General features: G+C 59.6%; 26 protein-coding genes. 18 read left to right on the forward strand and 8 right to left on the reverse strand.

Annotation, left to right across the window (positions count from 1 at the left end; all coding sequences use genetic code 11):
* Nucleotides 1-28 precede the first annotated feature (28 nt).
* The 4 genes from BM036_RS03510 to BM036_RS03525 all read left to right on the forward strand — a co-directional run bounded on the left by BM036_RS03510 (nucleotide 29) and on the right by BM036_RS03525 (nucleotide 4,345).
* Nucleotides 29-670 (forward strand): MBL fold metallo-hydrolase, encoded by a 642-nt coding sequence (locus BM036_RS03510; protein ID WP_091848847.1) that lies wholly within the window; start codon nucleotides 29-31, stop codon nucleotides 668-670.
* A gap of 4 nt (nucleotides 671-674) precedes the next feature.
* On the forward strand, nucleotides 675-980 hold the full coding sequence (locus tag BM036_RS03515; RefSeq protein ID WP_091848848.1) for an Rdx family protein: 306 nt from the start codon (nucleotides 675-677) through the stop codon (nucleotides 978-980).
* A 112-nt stretch (nucleotides 981-1,092) separates the two neighbouring features.
* Nucleotides 1,093-2,730, forward strand: a complete 1,638-nt coding sequence (locus BM036_RS03520; protein ID WP_091848849.1) for a methyl-accepting chemotaxis protein — start codon at nucleotides 1,093-1,095, stop codon at nucleotides 2,728-2,730.
* Nucleotides 2,731-2,932: 202 nt separating this feature from the next.
* Nucleotides 2,933-4,345 carry an alanine/glycine:cation symporter family protein gene (locus BM036_RS03525; protein ID WP_091848850.1) on the forward strand — a complete coding sequence of 471 codons (1,413 nt, stop codon included), beginning with the start codon at nucleotides 2,933-2,935 and terminating at the stop codon, nucleotides 4,343-4,345.
* 37 nt (nucleotides 4,346-4,382) lie between these two features.
* On the opposite strand, the gene BM036_RS03530 is transcribed toward BM036_RS03525, so the two are convergent.
* Nucleotides 4,383-4,787, reverse strand: coding sequence for a PilZ domain-containing protein (locus BM036_RS03530; protein WP_091848851.1), 405 nt, complete (start codon nucleotides 4,785-4,787; stop codon nucleotides 4,383-4,385).
* A gap of 266 nt (nucleotides 4,788-5,053) precedes the next feature.
* Between BM036_RS03530 and BM036_RS03535 the strand changes: the two genes are divergently transcribed.
* From BM036_RS03535 to BM036_RS03575, 9 genes are all read left to right on the forward strand, one after another.
* Nucleotides 5,054-5,842 carry an enoyl-CoA hydratase gene (locus BM036_RS03535; RefSeq protein WP_091848852.1) on the forward strand — a complete coding sequence of 263 codons (789 nt, stop codon included), beginning with the start codon at nucleotides 5,054-5,056 and terminating at the stop codon, nucleotides 5,840-5,842.
* Nucleotides 5,843-5,850: 8 nt separating this feature from the next.
* On the forward strand, nucleotides 5,851-7,290 hold the full coding sequence (locus tag BM036_RS03540; RefSeq protein ID WP_091848853.1) for a DHA2 family efflux MFS transporter permease subunit: 1,440 nt from the start codon (nucleotides 5,851-5,853) through the stop codon (nucleotides 7,288-7,290).
* A gap of 110 nt (nucleotides 7,291-7,400) precedes the next feature.
* Nucleotides 7,401-8,954, forward strand: coding sequence for a class I adenylate-forming enzyme family protein (locus BM036_RS03545; RefSeq protein ID WP_091848854.1), 1,554 nt, complete (start codon nucleotides 7,401-7,403; stop codon nucleotides 8,952-8,954).
* A gap of 69 nt (nucleotides 8,955-9,023) precedes the next feature.
* Nucleotides 9,024-10,007 (forward strand): MBL fold metallo-hydrolase, encoded by a 984-nt coding sequence (locus tag BM036_RS03550; RefSeq protein ID WP_091848855.1) that lies wholly within the window; start codon nucleotides 9,024-9,026, stop codon nucleotides 10,005-10,007.
* Nucleotides 10,008-10,139: 132 nt separating this feature from the next.
* On the forward strand, nucleotides 10,140-11,222 hold the full coding sequence (locus BM036_RS03555) for a TRAP transporter substrate-binding protein (protein WP_091848856.1): 1,083 nt from the start codon (nucleotides 10,140-10,142) through the stop codon (nucleotides 11,220-11,222).
* A 198-nt stretch (nucleotides 11,223-11,420) separates the two neighbouring features.
* Complete coding sequence (locus BM036_RS03560) at nucleotides 11,421-11,969, forward strand: TRAP transporter small permease subunit (protein WP_091848857.1); 549 nt, start codon at nucleotides 11,421-11,423, stop codon at nucleotides 11,967-11,969.
* A complete protein-coding gene (locus tag BM036_RS03565) occupies nucleotides 11,966-13,267 on the forward strand; it encodes a TRAP transporter large permease (RefSeq protein ID WP_091848858.1) in 1,302 nt (433 codons plus the stop codon). Before BM036_RS03560 ends, BM036_RS03565 begins: the two co-directional genes overlap by 4 nt.
* A gap of 177 nt (nucleotides 13,268-13,444) precedes the next feature.
* Nucleotides 13,445-14,227 (forward strand): SDR family NAD(P)-dependent oxidoreductase, encoded by a 783-nt coding sequence (locus BM036_RS03570; RefSeq protein WP_091848859.1) that lies wholly within the window; start codon nucleotides 13,445-13,447, stop codon nucleotides 14,225-14,227.
* A gap of 21 nt (nucleotides 14,228-14,248) precedes the next feature.
* Complete coding sequence (locus BM036_RS03575) at nucleotides 14,249-15,184, forward strand: ketopantoate reductase family protein (RefSeq protein ID WP_091848860.1); 936 nt, start codon at nucleotides 14,249-14,251, stop codon at nucleotides 15,182-15,184.
* Between the two features lie 157 nt (nucleotides 15,185-15,341).
* Here the strand turns inward: BM036_RS03575 and BM036_RS03580 are convergent, their stop codons facing one another.
* Nucleotides 15,342-16,145 carry an SDR family NAD(P)-dependent oxidoreductase gene (locus tag BM036_RS03580; RefSeq protein WP_091848861.1) on the reverse strand — a complete coding sequence of 268 codons (804 nt, stop codon included), beginning with the start codon at nucleotides 16,143-16,145 and terminating at the stop codon, nucleotides 15,342-15,344.
* A gap of 403 nt (nucleotides 16,146-16,548) precedes the next feature.
* Here BM036_RS03580 and BM036_RS03585 point away from each other — a divergent pair, with 403 nt between their 5' ends.
* The gene (locus BM036_RS03585; RefSeq protein WP_245742448.1) at nucleotides 16,549-17,196 is read left to right on the forward strand and encodes a PEP-CTERM sorting domain-containing protein; all 648 of its coding nucleotides are present in this window, start codon (nucleotides 16,549-16,551) and stop codon (nucleotides 17,194-17,196) included.
* 101 nt (nucleotides 17,197-17,297) lie between these two features.
* Here BM036_RS03585 and BM036_RS03590 read toward each other — a convergent pair whose 3' ends face one another.
* On the reverse strand, nucleotides 17,298-18,371 hold the full coding sequence (locus BM036_RS03590; RefSeq protein WP_091848863.1) for a TRAP transporter substrate-binding protein: 1,074 nt from the start codon (nucleotides 18,369-18,371) through the stop codon (nucleotides 17,298-17,300).
* Nucleotides 18,372-18,503: 132 nt separating this feature from the next.
* Between BM036_RS03590 and BM036_RS03595 the strand changes: the two genes are divergently transcribed.
* Complete coding sequence (locus BM036_RS03595; protein ID WP_177185980.1) at nucleotides 18,504-19,880, forward strand: CHAD domain-containing protein; 1,377 nt, start codon at nucleotides 18,504-18,506, stop codon at nucleotides 19,878-19,880.
* A gap of 16 nt (nucleotides 19,881-19,896) precedes the next feature.
* Here BM036_RS03595 and BM036_RS03600 read toward each other — a convergent pair whose 3' ends face one another.
* Nucleotides 19,897-20,097 (reverse strand): hypothetical protein, encoded by a 201-nt coding sequence (locus BM036_RS03600; protein WP_091848865.1) that lies wholly within the window; start codon nucleotides 20,095-20,097, stop codon nucleotides 19,897-19,899.
* A 182-nt stretch (nucleotides 20,098-20,279) separates the two neighbouring features.
* Between BM036_RS03600 and BM036_RS03605 the strand changes: the two genes are divergently transcribed.
* Both BM036_RS03605 and BM036_RS03610 read left to right on the forward strand, forming a co-directional pair.
* Nucleotides 20,280-20,672 (forward strand): thiol-disulfide oxidoreductase DCC family protein, encoded by a 393-nt coding sequence (locus tag BM036_RS03605; protein WP_091848866.1) that lies wholly within the window; start codon nucleotides 20,280-20,282, stop codon nucleotides 20,670-20,672.
* Nucleotides 20,673-20,778: 106 nt separating this feature from the next.
* Nucleotides 20,779-21,459, forward strand: a complete 681-nt coding sequence (locus BM036_RS03610; protein WP_091848867.1) for a type 1 glutamine amidotransferase domain-containing protein — start codon at nucleotides 20,779-20,781, stop codon at nucleotides 21,457-21,459.
* On the opposite strand, the gene BM036_RS03615 is transcribed toward BM036_RS03610, so the two are convergent.
* Together BM036_RS03615 and BM036_RS03620 are read right to left on the reverse strand one after the other, a co-directional pair.
* Nucleotides 21,460-21,690: a DUF3565 domain-containing protein gene (locus tag BM036_RS03615; protein ID WP_091848868.1), complete on the reverse strand. Its 231-nt coding sequence runs from the start codon at nucleotides 21,688-21,690 to the stop codon at nucleotides 21,460-21,462.
* A 54-nt stretch (nucleotides 21,691-21,744) separates the two neighbouring features.
* Complete coding sequence (locus tag BM036_RS03620; protein ID WP_091848869.1) at nucleotides 21,745-22,200, reverse strand: YchJ family protein; 456 nt, start codon at nucleotides 22,198-22,200, stop codon at nucleotides 21,745-21,747.
* 132 nt (nucleotides 22,201-22,332) lie between these two features.
* On the opposite strand from BM036_RS03620, the gene BM036_RS03625 reads away from it, so the two are divergent.
* Nucleotides 22,333-23,076: a sulfite exporter TauE/SafE family protein gene (locus tag BM036_RS03625; RefSeq protein WP_245742450.1), complete on the forward strand. Its 744-nt coding sequence runs from the start codon at nucleotides 22,333-22,335 to the stop codon at nucleotides 23,074-23,076.
* A gap of 5 nt (nucleotides 23,077-23,081) precedes the next feature.
* On the opposite strand, the gene BM036_RS03630 is transcribed toward BM036_RS03625, so the two are convergent.
* Together BM036_RS03630 and BM036_RS03635 are read right to left on the reverse strand one after the other, a co-directional pair.
* Nucleotides 23,082-23,984 (reverse strand): acyltransferase, encoded by a 903-nt coding sequence (locus tag BM036_RS03630; protein WP_218144762.1) that lies wholly within the window; start codon nucleotides 23,982-23,984, stop codon nucleotides 23,082-23,084.
* 26 nt (nucleotides 23,985-24,010) lie between these two features.
* Nucleotides 24,011-24,469 (reverse strand): ATPase, encoded by a 459-nt coding sequence (locus BM036_RS03635; protein ID WP_091848871.1) that lies wholly within the window; start codon nucleotides 24,467-24,469, stop codon nucleotides 24,011-24,013.
* Nucleotides 24,470-24,500: the final 31 nt, after the last annotated feature.

Genomic DNA, 24,500 nt, shown 5'->3' on the forward strand with positions numbered 1-24,500 from the left:
CTCGTCAAATCTGATCCGGGGCCAGCCCATGAAAGTCCGCGTTATTCCCGTTACTCCCTTCCAGCAAAACTGCACCCTGCTCTGGTGTGAAGATTCCGGCAAGGGTGTGGTCATTGATCCAGGTGGCGACATGGACCAGATCATGGCGGTGGTTAACGAGGAAGGCATCGGGCTTGAGAAAATCCTGGTCACCCATGGCCATATCGACCATGCCGGCGGCGTGGCGGCTTTGATGGCACAGACCGGCTTGCCGGTTGAAGGCCCCCACAGGGATGACGAGTTCTGGATTGAAGGCCTGCCCATGCAGAGCCAGCGCTTTGGCTTCGCCCACGCCGACCGCTTTACGCCGACCCGCTGGCTGGAGGACGGCGACCGGGTCACCTTTGGCGACCAGGAGCTGGAAGTGCTGCACTGCCCTGGACACACACCCGGCCACGTGGTTTTCTTCCACCGGCCTACCGGCTTTGCCCAGGTAGGAGACGTACTGTTCAACGGTTCCATCGGCCGCACCGACTTCCCGAAAGGGGATTACCAGCAGTTGATCCATTCGATCCGGGACAAGCTGTTTCCCCTTGGAGATGAGGTGAAATTTGTCCCCGGGCACGGCCCCATGTCCACCTTCGGCCACGAGCGCGAGACCAACCCGTTCGTTTCTGACCACCGGGGGTGAAACCATGTCAGAAGAAAGCCGTCATCGCGTCGATATCCACTACTGCACCGGCTGCCGCTGGCTGCTGCGCTCCGCGTGGATGGCCCAGGAACTGCTGACCACCTTCGAGGATGAGATCAACGAACTGACCCTTCACCCGGGCTCCGGTGGTATCTTCGAGGTATGGGTGGACGACGCCCGCATCTGGTCCCGTAAAGAAATGGGCGGCTTCCCCGAAATTACCCGGCTTAAACAACTGGTACGAGACCAGGTCTCCCCGGAACGCTCACTCGGGCACAGTGATCGGAAACCTTCGGGCAACGTCCCTTAACCTTCTGATACAAAAACAGACATAGATCAACCCCTGAACAGTTTCCAAAACAACTCTTCCGGTTATACTTCTCGAACAATTATTAAAAAATATACAGAACCGGAGTAAGCCAATGGCTATCGGTAACGCACTGGGTTTTCGTACCAAGATTGCCCTCCCCTTTGTCATAACTGCCATCGCCGTCATTGTTCTCGGCGTTCTCAGTGTTATCACCGCCCGCAACCTGGTATCGGATACCGATTTCCTGGCGGAGAACCTGCTACCCGCGTCCAGTGAGGTCCTTAACGGCGACCGGGACCTGTACCAGGCCCTGGTGGCCCAGAATGGCTATATCCGCGCCCGGGAAAGCAACGCGGCCGCTGAAGACCTGCTGGCAGCGTTCCATGAAAATGCCGATCAGGCACGGGATCGTATCCATGCTGCCCAGGAACGGCTTACAGGCACGGGAATCGATGCCGAAATGGAAGGTTTTGACGCTACCTTCGAGCAATGGCGAACCTCAGCGGAAACCGCCCTCGAGCGCGCAAGGATCGGCGATACCTACGGTGGACGCGAGCTGATCCGCGAAGAAACTGGTGAACTGTTCGAAGCGGTCCGGGGTTACTTCGACCGCACCGGCCAACTGGCCGACGAGCTGGCCAAGACGCGCGCCGCTGAAGCCTCTGGAGAGGCGAACCAGGCGGTTGTCATCACCATCGTTGTCACCCTGGCAGCGCTGATAATTGCCGTAGTGGTTTTCCTCGCAGTCATGAAACTGATTATTGCCTCCATCCGCACCCTGCGTGCACAACTGGACAATATCGCCCAGGGCGAAGGCGACCTGACCCAGCGGGTGCCGGTGGAAAACAACGATGACCTGGGCCAGCTGGCGGAATCCTTCAATGCCGTGCTGGCCAATCTGCAAGGCATGGTCAGCAATATCCAGCAGCTGTCAGAGCAACTCTCCAGTGGCGCCAACCAGCTTGAGCAATCAGCGGCGGATAACCGGGATGGCGTCTCCCGGCAGACCGAGTCGATCAATATGGTGGCCACTGCCATCAATGAAATGCAGAGTGCGGTCGAAGAGGTAGCTGGTAACGCCTCCCGTGCGGCCGAAGTCACCCGTACCGCTCAGGGCAACGCAAGCAAGGGTGGTGAAATTGTTGAGCAGTCGGCTCAGCAGGTTCGCCGGCTTGCCCAGCAAATCAGTAAAGCGGTGGAGGTCATTCGCAAGCTGTCGGCGGATTCCGATAACATCACATCGGTACTGGACGTGATCCGGGGTATTGCGGAACAGACCAACCTGTTGGCGCTGAACGCGGCCATCGAAGCGGCCAGGGCCGGCGAGCAGGGGCGCGGTTTTGCGGTGGTTGCCGACGAAGTGAGGACCCTGGCCCAGCGCACGCAGCAGTCCACTGAAAACATCCAGGGTATGATCACGGCTCTCCAGTCAGGGGTATCCGACATCGTCTCGGTGATGGAAACCGGCAGTGACCAGGCGCAAGCTACTGAAAAGCTGGCCGCCGACGCCGAAACCGAGCTGGCCTCGATCCTCCAGGCCATGAGCGATATTACCGACGTCAACTCCAGCGTGGCCTCTGCCACCGAGGAGCAGACCCAGGTCATTGACGAGATCAACCGGAACATCACCGACATCAATGACCTGGCCAATGAGAGTGATACCCGCTCAGCGGACCTTAATTCACTCAGTGAGTCCATGGCCGGCTACGCCCGCCAATTGACAGACCAGGTGGGCCGCTTCCGGGTCTGAAGAACCCGGCATTTCCTTACCACAACGGACCTCACTGCCCCGGCATCAGCACCTGCGCCGGGGCAGTCACTCTATTGCCCCATCGCCTTGCCCAACCTGTCCTGAACGTCACATTTGTGGTTCAGTGGTATCGGGCACCAGCCCGATAACAGCTGCTACACTTGCTCCCGACTCACTGTTTTCTTTCCGGAGCATCCGCGCTATGACCGCCATTGTGGACTTCCTGAACAACATCCTCTGGGGCTACGTTCTGGTCTACGGCCTGCTGGCTGTAGGCGTGTTCTATACCATTCGCCTGGGCTTTCTGCAGTTCATCAACTTCAACGAGATGATCCGGGCGATCCGGGGCTCCCGGGAAAGCGATGTGCACGGCATTTCACCCTTCCAGGCACTGTGCACCAGCCTGGCCTCCCGGGTGGGCACCGGCAACCTCGCCGGTGTGGCGGTGGCCCTCTACCTGGGGGGCGCCGGTGCCATCTTCTGGATGTGGATGGTGGCGCTGGTGGGTATGGCCACCGGTTATGCGGAAAGCACCCTTGCCCAACTCTACAAGGTCCGGGACGGCAAGGGGCAGTACCGTGGTGGACCTTCCGTGTATATCAGTAAGGGCCTGAACGCACCCTGGGCAGCGGTTATCTTTGCCATCTGCCTGATCCTGTCTTTCGGGCTTGTATTCAACGCCGTGCAGGCCAATTCCATCGCAGACGCCATGCAGGGCGCCTTTGGTATCCCGAAACTGTGGATGGGTATTGCAGTGGCCATCTTCGCAGGCATTGTCATTTTTGGCGGGCTTCGGTCCATTGTCCGGTTTGCCGAATTCGTGGTGCCCTTCATGGCCGGGGCCTATGTTCTGGTCGCCCTGGGCATCATGGCCTGGAATATCACCGAAGTGCCGGGCGTCCTGGTGGCCATCGTAAAAAGCGCCTTCGGCCTTGAAGAGGCCGTCGGTGGTGCGACCGGCTCCATTACCGCAGCCATGCTCAACGGCATAAAACGGGGCCTTTTCTCTAACGAGGCAGGTATGGGCAGCGCTCCCAATATCGCGGCAACTGCCACACCCGCCCCGCATCATCCCTCATCCCAGGGACTGGTACAGGCCTTTGGCGTGTTCATCGATACCATTGTGATTTGTACCGCGACGGCGGTGATGATCCTGCTGTCAGGTGTCATGGGGCCAGATTCGGAGCTGACCGGAACCCGGCTCACCCAGGCCGCCATGGAAGCTCACATCGGCGAAGCCGGGGGTTACTTCATCGCCATCGCCATCCTGTTCTTCGCCTTCACCTCCATCGTGGCCAACTATACCTATGCAGAAAACGCAGTGGTTTACCTTGGGGGAGGAAACAACCTGGGTATCGGCCTGTTGAGGATAGCAGCACTGGCCATGGTGGTTTGGGGTGGTTACGAGGCTGTGGTGACGGTATTCAACACCGCCGACGCCTCCATGGGGCTGATGGCCGCCATAAACCTGGTTGCCATCGTGTTGCTGTCGGGCACGGTGGTGAAGTTGACGAAGGATTACCTCGCCCAGCGCAAAGCCGGAGAAGTCCCACATTTCAAGTCAAGGGATTACCCGGAACTGCACGAGAAGATCGACAGCAACATCTGGCACTGACCGTTCACTGCCGGGTGCGGGAAAGGGCCTGCGCCCGTCACACTGCCCTGCGATCCTCACGGTGGCGGAAGATGCGGGTACTCAGCTCCTTGTAGCGCTTTACGATGCCTTCAATCTGATCAAGGCTTCGGCGGGTGGCATCCGGGTTGTCGTCGCTGAAGCGGGCACCGTAGATACGTCGTTCCGAGAGGTCACGCACATTGGCCACAGAGGCAGAGGCCTTTTCCACGACAAAGTCACCGGTTTCGGTGGTCAGTCGCAGGCTCATCTGGAAACTTTCTCCCTGGGCCAGCGGCACATCACCGGTAAAAGCAACGCCCCGCTCAGTGACGTCCAGCACCCGTACCGTCAGCCAGTCACGGCCAAATAGCCCTCGCTTGATGCCCACCCGGGCGCTGACCCGGATCGATGGTAAACGCTGCCGGCTCCGACGTTCCTGCATACTGCCCCCTTACTGCACTTGTCGTTATTTCGGGACCTTTTCACTGAGTGTCTCAATTTATCAGAGTCCCGGGCGGGTTAAACCGGGTAATCACGGATACAGGTCACGAATTACGACATTACTTCCCGGGGGCGCCGTAAACCGGGAAACCGTTCCGCAGTCGCATTCCTGACTTTGCGAACGGCCCCACAAGTGGCAAACTGATCCGCTTAGCATCGTAACGAATACGCAACAACCCAATAACAAACCACACAAGGAACGACACGATGAGTAATTCCGTGCTTCTGGAAAAACACGATAACGGCGTCGCCGTGGTGACCCTCAACCGTCCGGATGCCATGAACGCCCTGTCCGGAGAGCTGCGCGAGCGCCTGTACGATGTCATGCAGGAAGTACGGGGCGACGACAGCATCCGCGCCGTAGTGCTCACCGGCGCCGGGCAGAGAGCCTTTACCGCCGGACTCGACCTGAAAGAGCTGGGCTCTGACACCAGTGGCATGAACGCGGCTACCGACCAGAACCCCCGATCCAACCCGGTGACCGCCATCCGCAGCTGCGGCAAGCCGGTGGTCGGCGCCATCAACGGCGTTGCCATCACCGGGGGCTTCGAGGTTGCCCTGGCCTGCGACATCCTGATCGCCTCTGAAAACGCCCGCTTTGCCGACACCCACGCCCTGGTCGGCATCATGCCGGGCTGGGGACTGTCCCAGAAACTGCAACGCATCATCGGCCAGTCCCGGGCCAAGGAACTGTCTTTCACCGGACGTTTCCTGAATGCTGAGACGGCCTGCCAATGGGGCCTGGTGAACCGGGTGGTCGCGGCGGACAAGCTGATGGATGAGGCCCTGGCGCTGGCGGATGACATTACCGTAGTAGAGCCGCCTTTCCTGGCCAAGTACCGCCACCTGATTGAACATGGTGCCAACCTGTCCATGGACGACGCCCTTAACTACGAAACCCTGTTCTCCTCCATCGAGAACGACAAGGTCACCCCGGACGATATCGAACGTCGCCGCCTGGCTGTGATGGAACGTGGCCGCGCCCGCAAGGGGTAACGTGGCCCATGCCGACCTCTATGGAACAGCTTCAGGAGCGCTACGGACAGCGCTATAAATGGTGGGTGATGATCACGGTCATGACCGGCACCATGACCATGTCGTTGTCATCTACCATCGTAAACGTAGCCTTGCCGGACATCATGGCAACCTTCTCGGTCAGCCACACGATGGGGCAGTGGCTGGTCACTGCCTTCCTTGCCAGCATGGCCATTGGCATGCTGCTCAATGTGTGGATGGTGGACCGGTTTGGTCCCCGTACCACCTATATGGGCGCACTGGTCGTGTTCGTGGTAGCCGCCATAGCTGGCGGCCTGGCCATGAATTTCGGCATGTTGGTCGTGGTGAGGGTACTGCAGGGCCTTATCGCCGGTATGGTACAGCCCCTGGCTATGTTGATGCTCTATGCGGTATTCCCCGTTAACCAGCGGGGCCAGGCCATGGGGCTGTATGCCATGGGCGTGGTACTCGGGCCCACCGTCGGCCCGGTGGTGGGTGGCGTGCTGGTGGACTGGTGGTCCTGGCGTGCGGTATTCCTGGTGGTACTGCCCTTCTGTATCGCCGCCTTCTGGCTTGGCAGCACCTTCCTGTCGCGGCCGTCCAGTGCCCCCCCGGTGCACCGTCGCCTTGACGGCGTTGGTCTGCTGTTGCTCACCGGTTGGATGGTAGCGCTGTTGTGGGGACTGTCGGAAGGCCCTCACCTGGGCTGGGGCAGCCTGCCGGTCACCCTGGGATTGCTTGCTGCCGCTGCCCTGTTTGCAGGGTTCACGCTGCACCAGTTACGCAGCCGGTCACCCCTGCTGGCCCTGCGCATCTTCCGTCATACTGGCTTTACGCCCGCCTTCCTGGTCGCCATGCTGACCGGTGCCGGCCTCTTTGGCTCGGTGTATCTGCTGCCCATGCTGGTGCAGACGGCTATGGGGGAGTCCGCCTCAGCGGCTGGCATGTTGCTGATGCCCGCCGGCCTGGCGATGGCTTTCTCCTTTCCGATTATTGGCCGGCTCACTGACCGGGTACTGCCCAAGCTGCTGGTGGCAGTCGGCCTGGTGCTGTTTGCCCTGTCCAGCATCGTGCTGAGCGAGGCACGGGCCGATATGTCACTGGTACTGATTGCGATGATGGCCGCACTGGGCCGGGTCGGGCTGGCCATGACCATGCCCCCGGTGGTGATCGGTGCGGTGAGCATCGTGCCCCAGAACATGATCAACCAGGCCACCGGCCTGATCAGCTTTGCCCGTCAGTTCGGCGGCTCACTGGGGGTCAGCCTGTCCGCCATACTGCTGCAGGAAAATACGCTGTGGACGGCTTCGCTCGGCGTACCCGAAGCCTTCCCCGGCTACCAGGATGCCTTCGCCCTCATGGCGCTGCTCTATCTGATCGGGCTCTACCCCATGGCCCGGATGCAATCACCACCGGCAGAGGACCGCAAACGGCCGCAACCTGCCTGACAGATGTCAGGAAAGGTTCCGTCCCCGTGAGACTTTGTTGTAAGGTGACCCTACGCTCCAAGAGAAACGCCTCGACAATTCGTCTCATCAATAACGAAGGAACAATAATAATGATCCTCACTGATTTGCCGGAACAGAGCCTCGAACGCTTTGGCGAATACACCATGCTGTACGCCGGCGAGCGGGAAGTCACCAACCTGGAACTCCAGGACAGTGCCAACCGGCTGGCCAATGGCCTGCATAACCTGGGCGTCAAACCCGGTGACCGGGTGGTGGTGTGCATGCCCAACAGCCCGGAGGTCTTCATCGCCTACCAGGCAGTACTCCGCGCTGGCGCCATCGTACTGCCAGTGATGTTTGTGCTTCATCCGCGGGAGATCGGCTTTATCCTGCAGGCCTCCGGCGCCAGCGCCGTGATCACCAGCCAGGCCATTCTGCCGTCTATCGAGCAGGCAACTTCCGGCATGGAGACACCACCGAAACTGGTGGTGGCGGGCATCGCCCAGAACCAACCGAGTCCCAACGCCGGCATACCCTGTAACAGCCTGTGCTCACTGATGGCCGCTGCCGACCCGGAAATCGAGCTACCGCCGATCAAGGAAGACGACGTCGCCGTTATCCTGTTTACCTCCGGCACTACCGGGCAGCCCAAGGGGGTGATGCTCACCCACCGTAACCTCTACAGCAATGCAGCTTCCGCCGTGCAACTGGCAGAGGAAGCCGGCGACGAACCCGGTACCACCATTGGCGTGCTGCCACTGGCGCACATCTATGGTTTTACCATGGCCAACACCCTGTTCCTGCGTGGTAGCAGCGTGGTTATCCTGCCCAAATTCGACGTGCGGGAAGTGTTCGAGGCTGTCCAGAAACACAAGGTAACGGCATTCAGTGCGGTTCCGGCCATGATCTACGCCCTGACAACCGCTCCGGAAGCCGAGGAATACGACCTCACCTCGCTGGAATCGGTCGGTTCCGGGTCCGCGCCCCTGCCGGTGTCGCTGATCGAAGCATTCCGCAAGCGCTTTAACGCCGAGATCTATGAAGGCTATGGCCTGTCCGAAGCCGCGCCCACCGTTTCCGCCCACCGCAAGGGCGAGCCCGTCAAGGCCGGCTCGGTCGGCCGCGCCTTCCCCGGTGTGGAACTGCGCATTGCTGACGAACTGGGCAACCCGCTGGCCGTCGGTGAAGTGGGTGAACTGCTGGTGCGGGGCGAGAATATTACCCCCGGCTATTACAACAACGAGGAAGCCACCCGGGCTGCCCTGAAAGATGGCTGGCTGCATACCGGTGACGTAGCCCGGCTGGACGAAGACGGCTACCTTTACATTGTCGATCGCAAGAAGGACCTGATTCTTCGGGGCGGTTTCAACATCTACCCCCGGGACCTGGAAGAGCTGATTTCCCGTCATCCCGCCGTGGCCGAAGTGGCAGTCGTAGGTGTTCCGTCGGAGCGTATGGGTGAGGAAGTCGTGGCCGTAGTCGTTCGCAATCCGGACACCGACATCACCGAGGAGGAACTGCTCGCCTTCTGCCAGGAGCGACTGGCCAAGTACAAAACGCCCCGCAAGGTGGTCTTCATGGAGGCCATGCCCCGCAACGGTGTTGGCAAGATCCTGAAGAAATCCCTGCGAGAGCAGGTTGCGGAACAGGTGGAGATCGATTAAACCGTAACGACACCACCCCGGCCACCAAAAGGCCGGGGTTCAATAATAAAGAACAAGAAGCGGATTCCCATGAGCGCTGAAGCCCCTACGATTATCCCCTTTAGCCATGGCATCTACGCCATTGATACCGAATTTGCCGGCAGCCAGATGATGGATGCCAGTCATCTGATCGTCGACAGCGGCGAAGCCGCGTTTGTGGACGTGGGCAGCAACTTTTCCATTCCCATCCTGCTGGCCGCCCTCGACAAACTGAATATTGCCCGGAACCAGGTGCGCTACGTCTGTATTACCCACGTCCACCTGGACCATGCCGGCGGTGCCGGGCAAATCATGCGGGACCTGCCGGGGGCCACCCTGGTGGTCCATCCCCGGGGTGCCAGGCACATGATTGATCCCAGCGCCCTGTACGAAGGGGCGCGCCAGGTCTATGGCACCGAAACCATGAAAAAACACTACGGTGAACTGATACCGGTTCCTGCTGAGCGCATCCTGGAAGTCCACGACGGCGACACCCTGCCACTGGGCCAGCGCACCCTGACCTTCCTCGACACCCCGGGCCATGCCCTGCATCACTACTGCATCCACGACAGTGAAGCCGGCGCCGTGTTTTCCGGGGATACCTTCGGCATCTCCTACCGGTCACTGGATACAGACAAAGGTCCCTTCATGTTTCCGGCGGCCACGCCGGTGCAGTTCGACCCGGACAAGGCCCACGAATCCGTGGACCGGCTGTGTGCCCTCAAACCCCGTGCCATTTACCTCACCCACTTCAGTGAGGTGACTGCCATTGACGACCTGGCCGCCCAGCTCCATGGCGATCTGGATGCCTATGCGGCCATCGGACGCAAGTACCGGGCCGAGGAGCCGGACATCCAGGGCATCCGCGCCGACCTCAAGGCACTGTTTGCCCGCAGGCTGGCCGAACACGGCTGCAACCTTGATGACGAGGGACTCGAGCAGGCCCTGGGCATGGATATCACCCTCAATACCCAGGGGGTTGCCGTGTGGTCAGCCAAGCAATTCAGAACGTCCACGTCTACGACCAAAGTCTAGGTAGCATATTGAATTAATTCACCCTTCACCTAATCCATGCTACGTTTACCGCGTAAGAATGCAGGTCCCGACCCTGTCGCCGGGACCAAACGTTCGCCATCCTGAACAACAACAAACAGAGGAACGCGCATCATGAAACGTCGTTCATTGTTCAAACGCGCCGCCGCGGCGGTAGCGCTGTCTGCTCTCATGGCCTCTCCGCTGGCCAGCGCCCAGGAAAAATTCACCCTCCGCCTCGCTGAAACCTGGGGCCCGAACTTTCCCATCTTCGGTGAAGCCACCAAGAGTATGGCCAAGATGGCCGAGGAAATGTCAGACGGGCGCCTGCGGATCCGTATCGATTCCGCCAACAAGCACAAGGCCCCGCTGGGCGTCTTTGATATGGTCAAGGCCGGCCAGTACGACATGGGCCACTCTGCCTCCTACTACTGGAAAGGCAAGGTACCCAATACCCTGTTCTTCACCAGCATGCCCTTCGGCATGACCGCCCAGGAACAGTACGCCTGGTTCTACTACGGTGACGGCATGGAGCTGATGCAGGAAGTCTACGAGCCCCACAATATGCTGTCCTTCCCCGGCGGTAACACCGGCATCCAGATGGGTGGCTGGTTCCGTAACGAGATCAACTCCCTGGAAGACCTGGAAGGCCTGAAAATGCGCATTCCCGGCTTTGCGGGTGAAGTGTTCGCGGAAGTGGGCGTCAACCCCACCAACATTCCGCCGGGCGAGCTGTACACCGCCCTGGAACGTGGCACCATCGACGCGGTGGAGTGGGTCGGACCGGCCCTGGACCTGCGTCTCGGGTTCCAGCAAATTGCTGACTACTACTACACCGGCTGGCATGAACCAGCCACCGAGCTGCAGTTCCTGGTCAACAAGGACGTCTGGGAAAAACTGCCCAAAGACCTCCAGCAGATTCTCCGGGTGGCCATGCGCACCGCGGCCTACGACATGATGATTCAGTCCGTGCACGAAAATGCCAAGGCCTGGGCCTCTATCCAGGAGGAACACCCGAACGTGAAGGTGAAGAACTTCCCGGATGAGGTGTTCCAGGCCATGGTCGAAGCCAACAAGAAGCTCCTGCGCGAAGCCGCAGAGGGTGACGAGCTGGCCGCGAAAATCATCGAGTCCCAGGAGAAGTATCTGAAGGACGCCCGCGCCTACATCGACATCGCCGACCGTGCCTACCTGAACAACATGGCTGAAGTCGAGTAAACAGACCGATAAGGCAGGCACAGGTTGTCATGCCCGACGCCGGAGTCTCCCAGCGAGACTCCGGCGTTGTTATCTGTGGGGGAAGTTTGTGAAAAAGACACCGCGTTCGCGTAAACTACCGGCGTTTTTTCCACAGGCCTGCCCCAAAACCGGAACCTGAAGCCGGGTGGCCGTATTCCCGGAGCACGAGGATTCATCATGCGATGGCTCAGACTGATTGATAACGGGCTAGGACGCATAGCTTACATGTGTGGCTGGATTGCCAGTGTGGCGTTCATTCTGCTGACATTGAACGTTTTCTACGACGTGGTCGCGCGCTACGCCTTCAACAATGTCTCCATTGGTATGCAGGAGATGGAATGGCACCTGTATTCGGTGGTATTTCTGATGGGTATTCCCTATGCCCTGCGCACCGACGGCCACGTCCGCGTGGATGTGCTGTACACCAAGTGGAGCGAAACCTTCAAGGCCTGGGTCAACCTGGTGGGCGCGCTCCTGCTGGTCATCCCTTTCGCGGCCTTTATAGCCTGGCTGGGTATCGACTTCGCCGTCGAGTCCTACAACCTGGGCGAAAGCAGTGGTGATCCCGGAGGCCTGCCCCACCGATGGATCATCAAGAGCCTGATTTCCTTTTCATCCTTCTTTACCGCCATCGCGGGTATCAACATGGTGACCTACGCCATTCGCGTGCTGAAACGCGATGCCCACTATGAGAACAGCGAACACAGCGCCGGAGGTCTCGCATGATCGGTATTATTATGTTCGGCGTGTGCTTGCTGATGCTGCTGTGGGGTTTCCCGGTAGCGTTCACCTTTGGCGGTGTAGCACTGCTGTTTGGCCTGATCGCCGAGGGCCCCAGCCTGTTCGCGTTCATGCCCTACCGCATCATGAGCATCATGACCAACACCACGCTCATGGCGGTCCCCCTGTTTATCTTCATGGGCCTGGTGCTGCAACGGACCAAGCTGGCAGAGCAGTTGCTGGAGTCCATGGGCAAGTTGTTTGGCGGTGTACGCGGCGGCCTTGCCATTTCAACCATCCTGGTCGGTGCATTGCTTGCCGCCTCTACCGGCGTGGTCGGCGCGAGCGTGGTAGCCATGGGGCTGATCTCCCTGCCGGTCATGCTTCACCACGGCTACAAGACCGAGCTGGCCACCGGCACCATCTGCGCCTCCGGCACCCTGGGACAGATTATCCCCCCCTCAATCATCCTGATTATCCTCGGGGATGTGATGGGGCTGCCGGTAGGCGACCTGTTCAAGGCCGCCGTGGTGCCCGGGCTGATACTGATCGGTCTCTACGTGGCCTACATTCTGATCATGTCCTTCCTCAAACCGGAAATCGCCCCGGCCATGCCCCGGGATGAAAACCAGTCCAGGGCCCAGGAGGTGCGTAAAGCTCTGCTGGCGGTTATCCCGCCCCTGGCCCTGATCATCGTGGTACTGGGCTCCATCTTTGCCGGGGTGGCCACGCCAACCGAATCTTCTGCCCTTGGGGGCGTGGGTGCGGTTATCCTGGCACTGCTGTACCGCCAGTTCTCCTGGCAGATTATCTGGGATTCGGCGAAGGATACGGTCAAGGTCACCGCCATGGTGTTCGCCATCCTGGTGGGCGCCACGGCCTTCTCCATGGTGTTCAGCTACACCGGCGGCGACTACCTGCTGGAAGAATGGATGCTGGCGCTCCCCGGCGAAAAATGGGGCTTCCTGATCCTGTCGATGCTGATCATCCTGTTCCTGGGCTTCTTCATCGACTTCGTGGAAATCTCGTTTATCGTGGTGCCTATCCTGGCGCCGATTGCGGAACTGCTTGGCATCAACATGCTGTGGTTCGCCATCCTGATCGCCATGAACCTGCAGACCAGCTTCCTGACGCCTCCGTTCGGGTTCAGCCTGTTCTACCTGAAGGGCGTGGCACCACCAGGGGTAGCCACTACCCAGATCTACCGGGGCGTGGTGCCGTTCATCCTGATCCAGATCGCAGTGGTCATTACGCTGTTGGTGTTGCCCGAATGGTTCGGGCTGAGCGCGACCTCCGGATACTGATCAATGTGCGTTCAAGGGGTCGGCACATGCCGGCCCCTTTTTTTTGCCTGCAACCCTATCCAACCTTCGCAATGATTGATGTGTTCCGCAGAACGAGAGAAGATACCGTTTTCAGCATTCACGGATGAACCCTGCTGCCCCTCTATTCAAACCAACAAACACAAAAAGGGACATGCCATGAAACTCAAAGATTCCGTCGCCATCGTAACCGGCTCATCGTCCGGCATCGGCGCTGCCATTGCCCGCCTGTTTGCGGAGCACGGCTGCCATGTGGTGATCAACTACAGCAATAACGAGGACGGCGCCCGTGCCGTTGCCTCTGACTGTGAACAGCACGGCGTACAAACCCTCGTCTGCAAGGCCAATGTGGCCGAAGATGCCGATTGCAGGACCCTGGTGGATGCCACCCTGGAGAAGTTCGGCCGGGTGGATATCCTCATCAACAACGCCGGCACCACCAAGTTCTGCGACCACAACAACCTGGACGGCCTGGACAAGCAGGACTTCCTCGATCTTTACGCTGTTAACACCGTGGGCGCCTATCAGATGACCCGGGCCGCGGAAAAAGCGCTGCGCGCCAATGGTTCCGGCCACATCATCAACATGGCTTCCATCGCCGGCCTGGCAGGCATCGGCAGCTCCATTGCCTACGCTGCTTCCAAGGGCGCGCTGGTCACCATGACCCGTTCCCTGGCCCGGGTGATGGGACCGGAAGTCAGGGTAAACGCCGTATGCCCGGGCTTTGTTCAGGGTGAGTGGCTGAAAAAGGGTCTTGGCGAGGATAAATACAACGCCCTGCTGGAGAAAACAAAGGGCGCCGCGCCCCTGCACGACGCCGCCTCACCGGAAACCGTGGCGGACGTCTGCCTGGGTCTGATCATCGGCGGTGACCTGACCACAGGCGAAACCATTCTGATCGACGGCGGCGCGCACCTGGGTGCAGCCCCGGTCCGTCGATAAAACCAGGGAGCAAGCAATTCCATGAGTGACAAACCCAGCATCCTGATCGTTGGCGCCGGCGCTATTGGCAGTTTTTACGGTGCCATCCTCAAGAAGGCCGGCTGCAAGGTCAGCACGGTCCTGCGGTCGGAATACGACGCCGTGAAGGCCAACGGCATCCGCATCTCCAGCCCCCTGGGGGACCTGTCCTACCGGCCGGATCACGTTTATCGTGACGGCGACAGGCCGGAAGAAACTCCCGATTACCTGATTCTCTGTGTGAAGGTGCTGCCCGGTGTGGATCGCGCGGCGCTGGTCCGTCCCTGGATGGGCGCCAATACCCGCCTGGTACTGATCGAAAACGGCCTGGATATCGAGCGGGAACTGGCGGACGCCTACCCGGACAGCCCCATTATCAGCTGCCTGGCGTTTATCGCCGCCAGCCGCACCGAGCCCGGGGTGGTCGAGCACAAGGCCTATGGCAAGCTGGTGATGGGCCGCTACCCGGAAGGCATCGACGAAAACTGCCGCGAGCTGTCCCAGTTGTTTACCGACGGCGGTATCAACATCGACCTGACCGAGCAGGTGGTGGGAGAACGCTGGCGCAAATGCCTGTGGAACACCCCCTTCAACCCGCTCTCCGTCATCGCCAACGGTGCGGATACCCGGACCATCCTGGACACCGAGGGTGGCGAACAGCTGATCCGAAACATGATCCGGGAAGTCATGACTGTCGCCGAAGCCGAAGGCTACCCCATGGATGACAGCGTGATCGAACAGAACATCGAAGGCACCCGTAAGATGCCACCCTACAAGAACAGCATGGCCCTGGACTACCTCAACGGCCGCCCCATCGAACGGGATGCGGTGCTGGGCAACGTAGTGGCCATTGCAGAGCGCCACGGCATACCGGTGCCTCACCTGAATACCGTGCTGGTCACCCTGAGGATGCGGGCGAACCTGGAAAACCGGGACTGATCGGGAGGTCGAAACGAGCTGGCACCAGGAGGTATTGCCTGTTTCCAATTACGGAATCTGGCTGACGACTTCCTGACCTTGCCCCGCGCAGTCGTGTCGGCTTTCTTTACACTCTCTTCAGGAGGGCTCCGTCCCTCCCTTACGATGCCAGAAACGGTCAGCCGGATTTTTCGTTGAACATGGAAATCCGGCCGCCGTCTACCACCAGGTCGTGGCTGTTAATAAACGAGCCCTCGTCGCTGGCCAGGAATACCGCGGCATTGGCAATATCCAGCGCCAGCCCCGCCCGGGGCAGCGGCGTTGCCTTCGCCAGGTTCTTTTCAAGCTTTTCCATCTTGGCCTGGTTTTCCTCGTCACTCAGCGTGTTAGCCCTTTCCGAACCGCCCCAGAAGATCGGCGTTGCCACCGCGCCGGGAGAAATCGCGTTCACCCGGATGCCTTCAGGCCCCAACTCTACGCCAGCCAGCCGCGTCAGGTGACTGACCGCCGCCTTGGCGCCGGAGTACAGGTAGCCACCCTGACCGAGACGATGGGCTGCAATACTGGAGTTGTTGATAATGCAGCCGGAGCCCTGCCCCCGCATCACCCGGGCGGCATGTTTGATGCCGAAAACCACGCTGCCAGTGAGAAGGCGCATGCTATGGCTGAACTCATCCTCGGTGACTGAGTCCAGTGTTGTCCGATCACCGGCGCCGGCATTGTTGAACAGGCAATCCAGCCGACCGAACTGCTTTACGGTACCGTCAACCAGCGCCTCGATATCGCCCTCAATCATGACGTCAGCTTTCATAAAAACCGCGTTTCCGCCCAGCGCATCGGCCAGTTTCTCACCTTTCTCAACGCTGCGACCCGCAATCACAACCCGTGCACCCTCTTCCACAAATCGGCGGGCCGTCGCCTCTCCGATACCGCTGGTACCACCGGTGATGATAGCGACTTTATCGTCCAATCTTTTACTCATACCTGTTCTCCTGATGATTGTGTTTGTTGGTTGGGCAGCATAACCCGCGTCCCACCAAGAAAACACCGCTGAACCGCCGCCGTCAGCCGGTTTTATTCCTCCGACGGAACACCTCAGAGCACCGCATCACAACAGCCGGTCGACAGACCATTGTACCGTCGGAAATATTTACACATAACATTAGGGCGGCATTTTGACAGGCCGTCATGCAACTGTTTTTTAAGACATTAATCAACAAACAAAACATTGGCCCTATATTTGCTTAAACCCAAAAAAGGAACCTTTGTTGTACCGTCAGCGAGTAGTGTTTGTTTACAACAATGGCTCATAACGCCCAGCCCTGACTCGTCACATAATGGGTCCCATGCTGAGCGGTGTTAATGCTCAAGGGAGTGCAAATTCAATGAATAGAATACTGTTAACAACATCGTTTCTCGCTTCAGCGGTGCTAGCAGGTATGTCTTTCGTGGGAGCGGCCAGCGCTGCGCCAACGTATTGTTCTGCCTCTGATCCAAACCCCGACGGACTGTCCACCAGTGATATGACTTGGGAGGGCGGAACCGCCAGTGATTGCTATGGAGTCGTTTCCGGAAACCCTGACTACAACGCCGGCGCAATATTCTCGAATGACTGGGGCATTTTCGACTATCTGGTTAAGGACGGTGGGAATACGACAGGTACTGTGGGCGGAGTACAGTTCACGCTTGACGCAGACCTCAACACCGATTCAGGCAACTGGGGTCTTAGCTGGACAGAAGTTGGCTCACCGGGACTGCCGATCACGCTGGATTTTGTTGCCATCCTCAAGGGCTCGGACAGATACGCCTCATATCTTTTCGAGGGCATTACCTTTTCCAATGCTGACACTTCGGGTAGCGGCAGCTTTGACATCAACTTCACCAACAATGGTGGACAGACTCCGGACCTTTCACACCTTTCATTGTTCGTGAGAATGGCAGAGGTACCTGTACCCGAGCCCGGCTCACTGGCCCTTCTCGGACTTGGCCTGATCGGCCTGAGGTTTGCCCGTCAGCGCAGCAAGGCTGCCTGATCCGCATTAGCAACCTGTAGAAACAACAAACCCCGCTCAAGGCGGGGTTTGTTGTTTCAGGGAACCGGTCAGCTGGCCGGCTCCCCGAAAGTCACCCAGACTTACTCGACGTCCGAGTTGTTCAGGTACGCCCGGTCAGAGATGTTGGTCCAGGGGCGAATCTGCTCCAGGTACTCACGCTGGGAATCAACGATCTTCTTGGTGAGCGGGTCTTTCTCGGCCATTTCGGCCAGCAGCTTCTTGGTAGACGCACGCAGCGCTTCCATGACTTCATCCGGGAAGGTACGGAACTTCACGTTCGGGTACTCTTCCTGGATGCTGCTCCAGGCCTTGCCGCTTTCGTGCATGGTCTGGATGTACATGTCATAGGCGGCGGTGCGCATGGCGACCCGGAGCACTTCCTGCAGGTCTTCCGGCAGCTTGTTCCAGGTGTCCTTGTTGATGAGCCACTGCAGTTCTGCAGACGGCTCCTGCCAGCCACCGTAATAGTAGTCAGCAATCTGGTGGAAGCCCATGGGCAGGTCCAGTGCCGGGCCGACCCACTCCAGCGCGTCGATGGTGCCACGCTCCAGGGCGGTGAACAGCTCACCCGGCGGGATGTTGGTGACGGCAACGCCGATATCGGACATGACTTCACCGGCAAAGCCAGGTGTGCGCATTTTCAGGCCCTGCAGGTCCTCCAGGGACTTGATCTCTTCACGGAACCAGCCGCCCATCTGGACACCGGTATTACCGCCGGGGAAGGACAGCATATTGTGCTGGCCGTAGACTTCCTGGGCCAGGTCGAAACCTTCACCGTAGTAGAACCAGGCGTACTGTTCCGGTGCGGTCATGCCGAAGGGTACGGTGGTGAAGAACATGCTGTTGGGAATCTTGCCCTTGTAGTAGTAGGACGCGGTGTGGCCGATGTCGTATTGACCCGCCTTCACCATGTCGAAGATACCAAAAGGCGCCTTGTGCTTGTTGGAGGAATCGATGCGGATCTTGATGCGACCCTCGGACATCTTTTCAACCATGGCCTTCAGGCTACGGTTGGTATCCCCCAGAATCGGATAGTTGGGTCCCCAGGTTTCCGCCAGTTTGAGCGTATAGGTTTCTTCGGCGACAGCCTGGCTTCCAGCAAAGGAGAGGCCCAGAAGCAGCGCTGCTGCCGTCAGCTTGGAGCGTAATGTCATAATAGTTACTTCCAGCAGTGATTTTATTATAGGTTGATTGAGCTACCGGTCCGATGGCCAAAAGCCATGGCAGACCAGTATGACCGGATAATGATAGCCTCCCGGGCCGTTCAATGCACATGGAGGATGTCCATGAAACAGCTGTTCCTGATCCGACATGGCAAATCCAGCTGGAGCGATGCATCGCTCAGCGACCTGGATCGCCCACTCAATAAACGGGGCCAGCGCCAGCTGACTGCCATGGCACGCCCCCTCAGGGCCATGGGTGCGCTGGACGGGGAAGTGTATGTCAGCCAGGCCTGTCGGGCCCGACAGACCATCGAGGGCCTGCTGGACCTGTTGGCCGAGCCGCAACTGGTTGGCCGGATCCACTTTGACCCGGATCTCTACACTTTTCGCTATAAACGGCTATTACGATGGATCCGGCACCTGCCCGGAGACCCGGAAAACCTGGCCATCATCGGACACAACCCGGCCCTTTCAGACCTGGCAACCCGACTCACGGGGCACCAGGCACCGGATATGGCCACCGGGTCCGTCCTGCACCTGGAGCTGCCCATTGACAGCTGGGCAAAGGTCGGGAAAGGGCAGTCCAGGGTTGTGGCCTACCTGCCTCCGAAACTGGCCAGCTATGAGCTGTTCCAGCGCAAGGCCTCGCCACCCCCGGACAAGGGCCGGGATCTGCGAAAGCAGATACCCGCAATGTTGCACCATTTACTGGAGCGATTGCGGGCTACGCAACCGGGAGTTGTGACAGGCGTCGACCCGGAGTTCCTGCACCAGTTCCGTATCGCCCTGCGAAGAAGCCGGGCGATCACCGAAGCGCTCTGCACCATCACCGGTGATGAACACCTGGAAAAAGCGCTGCATCCTTTAAAGAGCATGGCCCGCCAGACCAGCACCTTGCGGGACCTGGACGTGTTCCTGATGGAGCTTGAAGTACGCTCCAAGGGAGATCGGCGATTACGCCAGTCCCTGCGGGCATCCGGCGCAGGGGCTTTTTTCAGGCAGTGGCAAGCCGAATGTCAGCGGCAACTTTGCGAGCAGCTCGAGGGAAAGGACTGGCGCAAAGCACTCGCAGCCTGGGAAACGGCTATTAACGGAAAGACTCTGTCACGCCCACTGAAAAAACTGACAACCAGGGCCATTCACGACACAGTCAGTGAACGGGCCGCACTCTGCCACCAGCTATTCGCCCGCCTGGCCCCTGAATCGCCGGACGAACCCTTCCACGAGCTACGCAAGGCCCTGAAACGGCTTCGGTACCTGGCAGAACTGGATACACAGAGCTACCGGAGCCTGCTTGACGAGCTCAGGGAGCAACAGAAACTCTACGGGCGATTCCAGGATCGCCATGTCCAGCTAAGCCTGTTAGACAACCTCGCTGACAATCGCAAGGGCCATCAGCTGCCGCCGGCGCTGGCAGAAATGGCGGCAGAGCTGGACCTGGACAAGCAGGATACCCGGGCAACCATCCTTGCCCACCCGCCAGAACTGAAGCTGGCCTGAACGCCGCCAGCGCGGCTCACGCCAGATACCACCAGAGCATAGCCCCGAAGGCAACCAGCCCGGCAGCCAACAGCAACCAGGGGCCCCTCCCCGGGCTGTCGTCACCTTCATTACTGCGGGCCCGCAAGATCGTCGCCCATGTATGGTCACCGGCAAAGGTGACATCCGTATCCTGCATACCTGGTGCCCAGGTGCACTCCTTTTCCTTATGCTTCATAAAGCTCTCCCTGAAAACCGGCTATCAAGACTGGCTCGACAGCTTACCGGTATGCGCGTGCCGGCACCAACGGCTGGCAAGGAACCAGCGCACAGCAAGGTGATCTGACGGCCACAGCGAGCGTAGGTTTCTGCAGAAGACATCCATTACACCGCACATCCGAACGAGGGCAAACCGCCACCATGGATATCCTGTTCTACGACGGCCAATGCCCGTTATGCCGAAAGGAAATTGAAACCCTGAAGCGACTGGAGCAGGGTGGCCTGGGTTTTGTCGACATCCACCACCAACCGGATGATGGCCCCCTGGCCCCCGGAAAAGAGGCGCTGCTTCGACGCCTGCATCTGGTAAGCAGCCAGGGCCAGTGGTTCACCGGGCTGGACGCGACCGTGCGGGCCTGGTCCCACACTCCCGTAGGCTGGCTCTTCCGCCCGCTGGCCTGGCCCCTGATCCGTCCCCTGGCCCGGCGCCTCTATGAGCGGTGGGCAGACAGACGCTATGAACAACGGTATGCCTGCGACCGCTGCAACGACACGACGACCGAGACGGTTACAACGGAGCAACCGGGGTTGTAATCCGGCACCGGCATACCAACCCTTAATAAGACGCAGTAACGGATGACGGCGACGCCAGGAAAACCGGAGCGTCACCACATTTCACTCTCACACGGGAGGCAAGCACATGAAGGTTCTGATGGTATTAACATCCCACAGCGCAATGGGAGACACCGGGCACAAGACCGGCTTCTGGCTGGAGGAATTCACCGCGCCCTACTATGTGTTCCGTGACGCCGGGGCCGACATCACCCTCGCCTCACCCAAGGGAGGACAGCCCCCGGTGGACCCCAACAGCGAGGCAGAAGACGCACTCACTGACAGCACCCGCCGGTTCAGCGAGGACGAACAGGGGCGCCAGGCCCTGGCAAGCACCAAAAAGCTCAGCGACGTCAACGTGCATGAATTTGACGCCGTATTCTACCCGGGCGGCCACGGCCCACTGTGGGACCTGGCTGAAGATGGTAACTCCATCCGCCTGCTGGAAGAAGCCAACAAGGCCGGCAAGGTCATCGGCGCGGTATGCCATGCGCCGGCCATCTTCCGGCACCCGGAATCCCCCAACGGCGACTGGTTTGTCCGTGGGCGGGGCGTGACCGGCTTCAGCAACAGCGAAGAGGACGCCGTTGGTCTGACCAGTGTGGTGCCCTTCCTCGTAGAAGACATGCTCAAGGAAAAGGGCGGCCACTACAGCCGCGGTGACGACTGGACGCCCCATATCGTAGTGGATGGCAACCTGATCACCGGCCAGAACCCGGCCTCCTCCGAGGGCGCGGCCAAGGCCGTACTCCAGGCCCTGGCAGACTGATCAGTCTGACGGGCTTTCTGCAGGGGGGCGCTCGTCCGCTGGCGCGCCCTCCTCGCACTTCACGCAGTTCAGCCTGAACCCCAGCATCCCCCGTCGCCCTTCCTCGGTGACCACCCAGGGCCGGTTCACCCAGGGGGGTTGATGGCGCACATGCTGATTGTGGCCGCAAGCCAGCTGGGCCACCCAGTGCCCCTCCTCATCACAGTGATAACCGGTAATCGGCTGTTTCATCAAAGCCCCCTCCCAGATGCGCTCTGGTCTGTCACCACAGGCTGTCAGGCAACCTTACCTGTTCAGACAACAGGCCTTGAACTTGCGACCACTGCCACAGGGGCAGCGGTCATTGCGGCCGGGGTCGAGGCGACCCTCACGGGTCTCACCGCTGACGTAAAGCCAACGGCCATCCTCGCGAACAAAGTCTGACGCTTCCTCCAGATATCCGAAACCATCCGGTAGCCGGTAGACCGCCCGGAAATGCACCTGCCCGCTGTCCCGCTGCTCACCGGAGGACAAGACCTGGAGGCTTGTCCAGTCCGGCGAATCGTCCAGCGGCAAAGACGCGGGCCGGGTATCCGGATGCCAGGTGGTCAGCAGATAGTTCGTGAGCTTCAGGACGAAGGCGCTATAACGGGAGCGCATCAGCGCCTCCGGCGTGGGAGCCGCTTCGCCCTGATGGTATCGCCGGCAGCAGTCCCGATAGGGGCGGCCGCTACCACAGGGGCATTCTGGCGTCTCAGGCATAAAGAGCTCCTCTTCCTCCGGTCACAGGCCTATCCGCTGACGGTTGTCGTGATGGGCCAATAGCTACCTATTTTGCCGTGTGTTATAACTGCCTGCTTTCTCATGCTAACCGTCGCAAGGACAGGCCCTGCCGTGCCAGCCGATATCACGATCTACCATATCCTCCTGGCCAACCTGGTGATCCTGGCCGGTTCCTGTCTGCAAGGAGTGGCCGGGTACGGTATCGGCACACTGGCGGCACCACTGCTGTTCCTGATTTCGCCGGCCTTCATACCCGCACCACTGACGCTCAATGCCGGCATACTCACGATCCTGATGCTGATGCGCAACCGCACCGCCCTGCAATTGCGGGAGGTGCGCTACGCCATCGGCGGCGGCCTGGCCGGCGCAGCACTGGCCGGTGGCACCCTGCTGGTGATCACCGCCCAGGGCTTTGAACTGATTTTTGGCACCCTGATCCTGCTGGCCGTGGTTCTCAGCGTAGCCGGGCTGAAACCCCGGCTTAATCCCCGCAACAGCATTATTGCCGGCCTGGCTTCCACCTATATGGGCACCATCACCGCCGTAGGCGGGCCACCGATCGCGATGATCTACCAGAACGAGAAGGGACCGATGGTGCGGGCCAACCTGTCCGCCTTCTTCCTGTTTGCCAATGTGTTTGTGCTGGCCACCCTGATCGTTTCCGGCTACCTGGGGATGACTGAGTTGTGGCTGTTCGTGGCCACCATGCCGGGCGTTTTCATCGGCTTCTGGCTGTCCGCTGGCCTGGTTAACCGACTGCCCTTCGAGGCCCTGCGGCCCATTATCCTGGGCGTCGCGGCCATTGCCGGACTGGCCGCGATTATACGGGGACTGATCAACCTGAACCTCGGCTAATGGTGTCAGCGGGTGGTTTCTTCCCGGCGCAGCTGCTCGATACGCTCGTCTTTCTCGGCCCAGAGCTGGCTGACCCAGGCCTGGAAGGTCTCCCGGAAGGCCGGGTCATTGGCGTAGTCGCCGACAAACAGGTCGGCGGGTACAGTACGTCGCCGGATATCCACCACCACCCGCGATACCTGGCCACTGATCAGATGCCAGAAACCGGGGATGCGCCCCTCCGGATACATGATGGTGACGTCAAGAAGGGCGTGCATCTGGTCCCCCAGTGCAGCCATCACGAAAGCGACGCCGCCGGATTTTGGCTTGAGCAGGTGCCGGTAAGGTGATCCCTGTTGTTTGTGCTTGGCGGGGGTGAACCGGGTGCCTTCCAGGAAGTTCACTACCGTAACCGGCAGGTTATGGAATTTCTCGCAGGCCTGGCGGGTGATTTCCAGGTCCTTGCCCCGATCCTCCGGGTGCCGTGCCAGGTGCGCCTTGCTGTAGCGCTTCATGAAGGGGTAATCCAGGGCCCAGAAAGCCAGTCCGATCAGCGGAACCCAGATCAGTTCCTTCTTGAGGAAAAACTTGAAAAAAGGTGTCTGGCGGTTGAATGCCTCTACCAGTGCCGGTATATCCACCCACGACTGGTGATTGCAGATCACCAGGTAGGGCTGATCCCGGCCCAGGGCTACATCACTGCGAATATCCCAGACGGTCGGCGTCAGCAGGCGGAACAGCCATTTCAGTCCTTCCGCCCAGGTTTCTGCAATCCACATCACCCCCAGGGAACAAACCCGCTGCAGCGGCTTTAAAGGCAGCAGGGCCTTGATCAGACCCATGACCAGCATGGGGCCAATGCCGATCAGGGTAATCAGCAGAACCAGCAGGCAAAAGGTTGTTGCCCGGACAATATGCAAAGCAAACACGTACCGCCACCCCGCCTGGCCGGCCCTCAGATATCCTGGCTGTTGGAAACCTGGCGGGCCAGGCGCATGGCCTCGTGCTCTTCCATCTCCTTGAGGGAATCCATCAGTTCCTTGGCTTCTGCGATTTCCGCCTTGCCCGCCAGGCTGTCATACAGGTCGATCACCTGGTCATGGAACGCGAAGATTTCACGGGCAATTTCATCGAAAGACAGGGAAGCAAAGTGGGTATCGGCCGGATCCGTTACCTTGACCGGCTTATGTTTCATGTAATCGTATAAACGGGTTTTCAGGGCCTTGGGGTCTGCCTGACGTTCAAATTCTTCAGTAATCCGCACAAGCTCCTGCTCGTGGTCGGCCAGGTAGGTCAGCAGCGCGCTTGCCTGATCATTGGCATTACCGGCAGCACTCTCCCGCAGGCTGCGGGAGAGAAAACTGTGCATATCACGAACCCAGTCGACCAGGTCTTCAAACGTCTTGATTTCCATAGGCTTCCCTTTTTATGAGATCAGCAACTTT

The sequence above is a fragment of the Marinobacter segnicrescens genome (assembly GCF_900111555.1).
Classification (GTDB): Bacteria; Pseudomonadota; Gammaproteobacteria; order Pseudomonadales; family Oleiphilaceae; genus Marinobacter; species Marinobacter segnicrescens.